The sequence below is a fragment of the Cupriavidus sp. 01T418 genome (assembly GCF_056398885.1).
Genome location: NZ_JBFTQG010000115.1, coordinates 1 through 1314 on the forward strand (window position 1 = coordinate 1; position 1314 = coordinate 1314).

A 1314-nucleotide genomic window follows, 5' to 3' on the forward strand; every position below is an offset into this window, starting at 1 on the left:
AGGATAGCCAGCATTGGGAGGGCCGACGTACTGCGGGCTGGAGTTGACGATATCGCCGAGGGCCCAGTTGGTGGACGATGTCAGGGGCCGCGCCCGCAAGGCGCTGCCTTCGTTCGAGTGGTCGCCGCGCAGCCAGTCGAGCCGCAGGCTGCCTTTGCTGTCGGTCTGGTTCAGCGTGGTCTGGTAGGCGGAGGGCAGCCCCACGACTCCAGTCGCGGGCCATCGGAAGGGAATCCCCCCCCTGGCCGTGGCGGTCGCGTCGAACGTCAGGATGTTGCGGTTGCTCGGGGTTGTGCTCTGGGCGGCAAGCTGAGCGCGGGCATCCCAGCGTGGTGTGGTGGTGTTGATAATGCCGTTTGCATCCACACTCAGCGCCAGCAACTGCCCGGACCAGTTGGCGCCGTTGAACTGTGCCTGATAGACGACCGAACCCGTGTTCAGCGAGGACGAATTGGTGGCGACCGAGGCGGCCGACGAAGTTTGCAGAATATTGAGGAACGCGTTGTTGAGCGCGTTTTGCAGATTGGCCGGGTTGGTGACGTAGAAATAGTTGTCGGGAATGCCGTCCGCGCCAGGATTGCCATTTGTGTCGTAGTTGTCCCATTCGGTGACAACGTCGGGGGTGCCCGACATGTTCCCGTTCTTGTCCTTGCTGTCTTTGAATGCGCCCCACTTTGCGGCATAGAGCAGGGGATCGAGGAACTGGGCTGCGGAGGTACCCGTGGCGGTATAGCTGGCAGTGGTCTGGACGTTGGTGGGGAGGCAGCCCTTGCAGCCGCCTTTGGTGTTGATATACGCCAGGCCCGTGGGCGTGATGGGGACCGGAGTCGGGTCGTCATAGACATAGCCGTAGGCGCCGGAATGGAAATGGGGACCGTCCGCGTTCGTGCCGGAAATGACGTAGCCAAAGCCTTGGGGGTTAACTGAGCTGGCAGTAATGACCTGGGTGGAAACCGAGATTGTGTTTCCGCTGACTGTGTAGCTCAGAATGCCCCATACGTCCTGGTCGTAGTCTCCACCGGCAATCGAGTCTTCCCAGTTCACATAGAACTTTCCGCTCGTCGAATCCTGCGAAATAACCTTGAAGTCCACGATCTGCCCGGTGCTCGATGTGGCTCCGCTGCCAAGGCTGTAGGCCGGCATCAGCGTGACATTCTTTCCCCCCACGTTCACCGTGATGCGGGGCGTATTGGTCGCCAGTTGCACGCCGTAGGAAGTTACCTTGAGCGATGTAGTGTCATTGGACGGTGCCGCGATGCTAACCACATTGGTCGGCGGACGTATGCGGTTGGTGTGCGCGTAGTAGGCAGCGCC

1 protein-coding gene is annotated in these 1314 nt (G+C 60.9%); it reads right to left on the reverse strand.

The window, feature by feature from the left end:
* Positions 1-1314: pilus assembly protein (locus AC1DQ3_RS36440; RefSeq protein WP_477124940.1), on the reverse strand; the 1314-nt coding region annotated here is incomplete at both ends.